The organism is Cellulomonas triticagri (genome assembly GCF_003696205.1).
In the GTDB taxonomy this organism is placed as follows: Bacteria; Actinomycetota; Actinomycetes; order Actinomycetales; family Cellulomonadaceae; genus Cellulomonas; species Cellulomonas triticagri.
In genome coordinates this window covers 24,603-31,263 of sequence record NZ_RFFI01000045.1, presented here as the reverse complement: position 1 = coordinate 31,263, position 6,661 = coordinate 24,603, and the positions used below count along the sequence as shown (strand labels likewise).

4 protein-coding genes and 1 pseudogene are annotated in these 6,661 nt (G+C 74.2%); 3 read left to right on the top strand and 2 right to left on the bottom strand.

What is annotated here, in order from left to right; translation table 11 throughout:
- The 3 genes and pseudogenes from EBM89_RS21190 to EBM89_RS09715 all read left to right on the top strand — a co-directional run.
- A pseudogene (locus EBM89_RS21190) lies at positions 1-464 on the top strand (beta-galactosidase); the annotation flags it as partial.
- A complete protein-coding gene (locus tag EBM89_RS09720; protein ID WP_122149238.1) occupies positions 457-1,362 on the top strand; it encodes an aldose epimerase family protein in 906 nt (301 codons plus the stop codon). The pseudogene EBM89_RS21190 and the gene EBM89_RS09720, both read left to right, overlap by 8 nt.
- A 123-nt stretch (positions 1,363-1,485) precedes the next feature.
- Positions 1,486-4,176, top strand: coding sequence for a family 43 glycosylhydrolase (locus EBM89_RS09715; RefSeq protein WP_122149237.1), 2,691 nt, complete (start codon positions 1,486-1,488; stop codon positions 4,174-4,176).
- Between the two features lie 363 nt (positions 4,177-4,539).
- Here the strand turns inward: EBM89_RS09715 and EBM89_RS09710 are convergent, their stop codons facing one another.
- Together EBM89_RS09710 and EBM89_RS09705 are read right to left on the bottom strand one after the other, a co-directional pair.
- Positions 4,540-5,802, bottom strand: a complete 1,263-nt coding sequence (locus tag EBM89_RS09710; protein ID WP_122149236.1) for an MFS transporter — start codon at positions 5,800-5,802, stop codon at positions 4,540-4,542.
- Positions 5,802-6,431 carry a GntR family transcriptional regulator gene (locus EBM89_RS09705; protein WP_122149235.1) on the bottom strand — a complete coding sequence of 210 codons (630 nt, stop codon included), beginning with the start codon at positions 6,429-6,431 and terminating at the stop codon, positions 5,802-5,804. Before EBM89_RS09705 ends, EBM89_RS09710 begins: the two co-directional genes overlap by 1 nt.
- Positions 6,432-6,661 lie beyond the last annotated feature (230 nt).

The following is a 6,661-nucleotide window of genomic DNA, read 5'->3' as shown; positions in this document are numbered from 1 at the left end:
GCTCGCCGCGGCCGCCCCGCGCGGTGGGCCGCACGGCGACCCGCCCGGCCGGCGAGGTCCCCGCGGGCTACGGCTCGTCGCAGGGCCGCGCCTCCGCCCCGGCACCGGACGTGGTCGCGGGGCTCGCGGCGTCCTGGGCGCTGCACGACGTCGGCGAGCGGTCGGACGGCGGCGACCGGCGCCTGCTGACGATCACGTGGGCGGGCGACGTCGCGGAGCTGCTCGTGGACGGCCACGTGGTGGCGGACCGGTTCTGGGACGGCACGCCGTGGGTCCTCGACCTGGACGCGGTCCCCGGCGCCGAGGCGGGCCGGGTGGCCGTGCGGGTGCTGCCGCTGCACCCGGATGCGGCGGTGTGGCTGCCCGCGGGCGCGCAGGACCGGCGCCGCTGCGAGCCCGGGCCGCTGTGCGCCCTCGACGCGGTGACCCTCGAGCGCAGCACCCGGTGGCGGGTGGATGCCTGACCGCGCGGTCGACCTGCGGCTGGGGACGGTGCGGGCGGCGGTCCGCACCGTCGGCGGCGGGCTGCGCCTGCTGCGCGTCGCCGGGGTCCCGCTGGTCGAGGAGCACGCCGCCGACGCACCCGTGCCGGCGGCGTCCGGTGCCGTGCTGTTCCCGTGGCCCAACCGGGTGCGGGACGGCCGGTGGCGCGGCGCGGACGGCCGCGAGCACCGGCTGGTGCTGACGGAGCCGGGTCGCGGCACCGCGAACCACGGCCTGGTGACCGACCGGGCGTTCGCGGTGGTGCGGCGGGAGGCGGCACGCGTGACGCTGCGCGTCGAGGTGCGGGACGAGCCGGGCTACCCCTTCCGCGTGCGGCTCGACCTGACCTACCGGCTGCTGCCGGACGGGCTGGCCGTCGACGCCGAGGTGACGAACCTCGGTGTCGACCTGGCGCCGTTCGCGCTCGGCTTCCACCCCTACCCGCGGGTCGGCGACCACGCGGCGGCCGACCTCGCGCTCGACCTCGGCGTCGACGGGGTCGTCGAGGTGGACGACCGGCTGCTGCCGCTCGTCGTCCGGGACCTGCCGGCGCCCGAGGGCGGCCCGCGGTGCCGGGTCGTGGTGGCGGACCGCGCGCTGCACGACTGCCTGCGCAGCGTCCCCGACGCGGGCGGTCGGCACGTGCACCGGCTGGTCGCGCCCGACGGGACCGCGGCGGAGATGAGCGCGGACGGGGCGTTCGGCTGGGTGCAGGTGTACGCGTGCCCGGACTTCCCCCGGGCGGGCGGGACCGGCACCGCCGTGGCGGTCGAGCCGATGACCGCACCCCCGGACGCCCTGAACTCGGGGACCGATCTGGTTCACCTCGAGCCCGGGGCGACCTGGTCCGCGGGCTGGTCGCTGCATGCCGTGCCCTGAGCGGCGACTCCTCCGTGGTTTCCTCCATCTGGCGCCGGGGATGTGCCATGGGGAGCGCGCCGCTCGGCGGGTTGGCTGGAGGTGCGGGACACCGAGGTCCCGCCCGAAGGGAGACGGACGCCGATGTCGATCACCGCACCCCGCCCGCGCAGCAGGAGGAGCGCCCTGCTCGTCCTGCTGCTCAGCGCGGCCCTGCTCATCCCGTGGCTGCCCGCCACGGCGCACGCCGCCACCACGACCCGGGCGGTCCAGCACACCGACGTGAGCACGACCCGCGGCACGCCGTGGCAGACCTACTACGAGGGCGACGAGTGGGCCAGCAACGCCCGCGTCCACTGGGGGAACGACGGGGACTTCCTCGAGATCCCGTTCGAGGGTGACGGGTTCCGGCTGTACGGCAGCACCCGCACCACGAACGGCACCGCCGAGGTCTACGTCGACGACGCCCTCGTCGGCACCGTCGACTATCACGGCGCGAACTCGAACGCCGTGATCGAGCTGTTCAGCCACACCGGCCTGGAGCCGGGCGCGCACACGCTGCGCGTCGTCGCCGTGGGGTGGGTCAACCACGCCCGTGCGGAGTTCGACAGCACCGCGACCGAACCGGTCACCGACGGCCTGCCCGGCGCGGTCGACGCCGCGGCGTCCCTCGCCGAGGCCGACTACACCGCCGGATCGTGGGCGGCGCTCGCGGCCCGGCTGACGGACGCGCGGACGGTGCTCGCCGACGCGGCGGCGACCGCGGAGCAGCGCGCCGAGGCGGCCACCGCGCTCGACGACGCCCGGGCCGCGCTGGTGATGGTCCGCGGGCTGCGCGAGGCCGTCGAGTCGTACGCCACCCGCGTGCCGGGCGACCACACGCCCGTGTCGTGGGCGCCGTTCGCCGCGGCGCTCGCGCGCGCCGGCGACGTCCTGGCAGACGCCGACGCCACCGCGCCGGACGTCGTCGCCGCGAAGACCGGGCTCCAGGACGCCGCGGCCGGGCTCGTCACCCTCGGCGCGGGGACCCTCGGCACGATCCAGAACAACGATTTCTGGCACGACACCGACGGCAACCCGATCTACTCCCAGGGCGGCGGCATCTTCCGCTTCGGCGACACGTACTACTGGTACGGCGTCCGCTACGACGGCGCCGAGCTGTACTACGCGAACCCGACGCGGCTCTACAACAACAACGTCAACTTCGAGTCCGTCACCGCGTACTCGTCGAAGGACCTCGTCAGCTGGACGTTCGAGAACGACATCGCGACCACGGAGACGCCCGTCGACATCCCGGCGAGCAAGGACGTGAACGGCGACTACTTCTCCCGGATGCAGACCCTGGGCGACGCGGTGTGGATCGGCCGGCTCGGCGTCGTCTACAACGAGAGCACCGGCAAGTACGTGCTGCTGACCCAGTTCGAGAACGCCGACCCCGCCCGCGTCACCAACGCCGGCGTGCTTTTCCTGCAGGGCGACTCCCCGACGGGGGACTTCGAGTACGCGAATCTGCAGACCCACGTGCCCGGGGTCTACGAGAACCCGAACAAGCCCGGTTGGAACCAGGGCTCCGGCGACCAGACCGTCTTTACCGACGACGACGGCTCCGACTACCTGGTGTTCTCCTACCGGGACGGCCGCAGCCGCACGTACGTCGCGCGGATCTCCGACACCGACTCCCTGAGCGTGGAGACCGCCGTGGAGGTGTTCCGTGGCGCCGGGCGCGAGGGCAACGCCATGTTCAAGATGGGCGGCCGGTACTACGTCGCGTCCTCCGCCCTGCACGGCTGGAACACCTCCCAGACGTACATCGTCGAGTCGGAGACGGACGACATCCAGGGCGACTACTCCGACATGTACGTGCTCGAGGGCACCGAGAAGGACTACAGCCACGTCACCCAGAGCGGGTTCTTCGTGACCGTCCCGGGTACGCAGACCGAGACGGTGATCTACGCGGGCGACCGGTGGGCGGACTTCGCGTGGAACGGACTCGGCTACAACCAGTGGCTGCCGATCACCGCGACCGACGACCGCCCGCTGTTCCACTCGGTCAGCCAGTGGCGGCTCAACGCCGTCACGGGGGAGTGGGAGGTCGGCGAGGGCAACAACTACGTCCTCAACCCGGACTTCGCCGCCGACCGGATCCCCGTCACCGCCGTGACGGGGTGGACCACCGCCGCCGACCCGGGATCCGCGCCGTTCGTGTCCAACCCGACGCCCGGAGCCGACGGCAGCCGGTTCGCGCTGCGGCTCGGCGCGGACGCGGCGTTCTCCGGGGCGGTCCGCCAGGAGAACGCGGTACCCGACGGCACATACCGGTTCGCGACCCGGGTCTCGACCGCGGGTGGCCTGGACCACGCACGGGTACGGATCACCGGCGCCGCAGGGCAGGACCACGTCCTCGACCTGAACGCGGCGACCGACGGCTGGGCGACCGCCGAGCTCGCCGACCTGCGCCTGACCGGCGGGACCGCCACGGTCAGCATCGAGGCCGCCGGCCCGGCCGGGACCTCGGTGACGGTCGACGGGCTCTCGCTGGTCCGGCAGCCGGAACCCGCGTGGTCCGCGGACGCGACCTACGTCGCGGACGACTCCGTGCAGCACGACGGCTCGCTCTGGGTCGCGTCGTGGTGGACCCGGGCCCAGGAGCCTGGCGACCCGAACGGCCCGTGGCAGGAGATCGCGCGGGACGCGGCAGGGGACCCGCTCTGGACGCCGACGCGGATCTTCGACGCCGGTGACGAGGTCGTGCACGAAGGGACGCGGTACCGCGCCGCGTGGTGGACCCGGGCGCAGGCCCCGACCCTCGGCGGGCCGTGGAGCGTCGTGAGCTGAACGCGCCCGCGTGACGCATCGGGCCTCCGCCCAGTCCCGGGGGCCCGATGCGTCGGGCGAGGTCGCGGCCACGGTGTCACGCTCTCGCCGACGGTTCCGCATCGCTGGGGCTGCCGCGGCTCTCGCGCGCGCAGGGCAGCCCTTGACCGCCGCACGGGTGAGCGCTGTGTCTCGTGCCGGGGTCTGCGGAGGCTCGCGACCGACGCTCGGCCGGGCCGTGCGCGTGGCCGGCTCACGCCGAAGGTCGACCGCGATCCGGATCTGGCGGGGGTTTCGTCCGTCCACGGAGTCGGTCATCGACGGATCACGTCGCCCGGCACCCCCCGCGCGAGCCGCGGCTCGCGCGGGTCCGGGTCGTCCCGGTCAGTGCGCCGGAGTCCCGGTGCTCTCGTCGACGAGCGCCGCGACGGGCCGACCGGGGGCGGGCTCCGCCGCGGTCACGGGCCGCGGCAGGTGCCGCCGGGAGTTGACGGTGGCGGTCACGACCGACGCCGCCGCGAGGACGAGCAGGATCCCGAACAGCTCGGTGGTGGTGAACGGCGGGGTGACCGCCGCCATCACCGTCGGGAGCAGGAACCCGACGTAGGCGATCGCGTAGAACAGGCCGGTCAGGCCGGCGAGGTGCGCCGGCCCGGCGATGCGCTGCACCTCGAGCAGGCCCGAGGACAGCGCGATGCCGATCCCGGTGCCCGCGATCGCGGCGGCGACGACCCCGAGGACCGGCGACGCGAGCAGGTCCGTGGCGGCGACGGCTGCCACCGCCGCGGTGAGGACGCTCAGCGCGACGATGATCCCGCGGGCGCTGTCGATGCGGTCGAGGCGCTTGGCGACCGGTTGGACCAGCGCCGAGATCGACAGCGCCACCACGGTCAGCAGCGTCGCGTACGCGACGCCGAGGTCGCCGACCTGGTCGCTCAGCAGCACGGGGACGTACCCGTACGACAGGGCCGCCAGCCCGAAGATCCAGGGTGCGCCGACGGCGACGACCCACCGGAACCGGCGGTGGCGTGCGGCGGGCAGCCGCAGCGCCTGCCGGACGGACTCGTGCACCGGGCGTGCCGCGCGGGTCTCCTGCACGCGCGGGACGACGACCAGCAGCGGGACCGCGAACAGCAGGTGCACCAGGTACGGCGTGACCTCGGGCCAGGGGCCCCACTGGGCGAGCGCACCGGCGGCGAGGGCGCCGAGCCCGGAGCCCAGCGAGAACGCGATCGACGCGCGGCGTGCGCCGGAGCCGGCGTCGGCACCGGGGTCGTAGGACCCGGTCGACAGCTCCTTGAGCCACGTGGTCCCGACGGCCATCGCCGTGCCGACCGTCAGCCCGGCCAGGAGCCGCCCCAGGTAGATCGGTGCGGCGCCGGTGACGCCGAGGGCGAGGACCGCGCTCGTCGCGATGGCGGTGCCCGCCGCGACCACCATCAGCCGGCGGCGACCGAAGCGGTCCGACAGCGGGCCGGCCAGCAGCAGCGACGGCACCAGCCCCAGCACGTACACGCCGAGGAACGCGTTGACGGTGACGGTGCTGTACCCCTCGACCTGCTTGTACATCAGCAGCAGCGGGCTGAACTGGTTGCCCGCCCAGGAGCAGACGAACAGCGCGGCGAACGCGCCCTTCCAGCCGCGCATCACAGCACCCCGCGGTGGCGGCGGATGTGCGCGGTGATCAGGCGGCACAGCTCGTCGGCGTCACCGGCCCCGGCCGCCGCGGCCATCAGCTCGTGCTCGGCGAGCGCGCTGGTGATCTCCTCCGCGCCCACCTGCAGGAGCTGGCGGCGCAGCCGGTGCTGGCGGTCCCGCAGCAGCTCGCTGAACTGCACGGCGGTGGCGTTGCGCGACGCGCGGACGAGAATCAGGTGGAACTCGGTGTCGAGGTCGGGGAACCGGCCGTCGGCGCCGTCGCCGGCGGTCTCCCGCTGTTCGGCCAGGTTGCGGTGCATCTCGTCGAGCACCTCGGGGCTCACCGGTCCGGCGGACAGGGCCCTGCGCGCCGTCGAGCACTCGATGGCCTCGCGCATCTCGAGGACGTCGCGGGACTCGTCGGGGGCCATCGGCACGACGCTGGCACCACGGCGGGGGGCCAGGGCGAGGAGGTTCTCGCTCTCCAGCCGCAGGAACGCCTCGTGCACCGGGGTGCGGCTGATCCCGAGCTCGTCGGCGACCGCGACCTCGCTGAGCACCGCACCGCCGACGGCGGCGCCGGACAGGATCAGGCTCTTGGTGTGCCGGTAGGCGCGGTCGGCGGCGGGCAGGCTCATGGCGGGCGACCGTACGCGCGCTCGCGCTATGCATGCAAGGCGCGTGCATGGCACGAGACGGGTGGTTGACTCGTCGGGGGACGCGTTGCTAGCGTCACCGGCCACAAGCCCACCAGGGTTCAATGAAGACACCTAGGCATGTAACTCGCCCCGAGCGAGGCAAGACCCTAGCTCCGCGATCAACTGGCGATCGCTGACGCGTGGGGTCTTTTTTTGCACCCCGGGATCGA

Bases quoted from the DNA above. Each gene is read 5' to 3' on its own strand.
- EBM89_RS09720 (WP_122149238.1), top strand. From the start codon at position 457: ATGCCTGACCGCGCGGTCGACCTGCGGCTGGGGACGGTGCGGGCGGCG.
- EBM89_RS09715 (WP_122149237.1), top strand. From the start codon at position 1,486: ATGTCGATCACCGCACCCCGCCCGCGCAGCAGGAGGAGCGCCCTGCTC.
- EBM89_RS09710 (WP_122149236.1), bottom strand. From the start codon at position 5,802: ATGCGCGGCTGGAAGGGCGCGTTCGCCGCGCTGTTCGTCTGCTCCTGG.
- EBM89_RS09705 (WP_122149235.1), bottom strand. From the start codon at position 6,431: ATGAGCCTGCCCGCCGCCGACCGCGCCTACCGGCACACCAAGAGCCTG.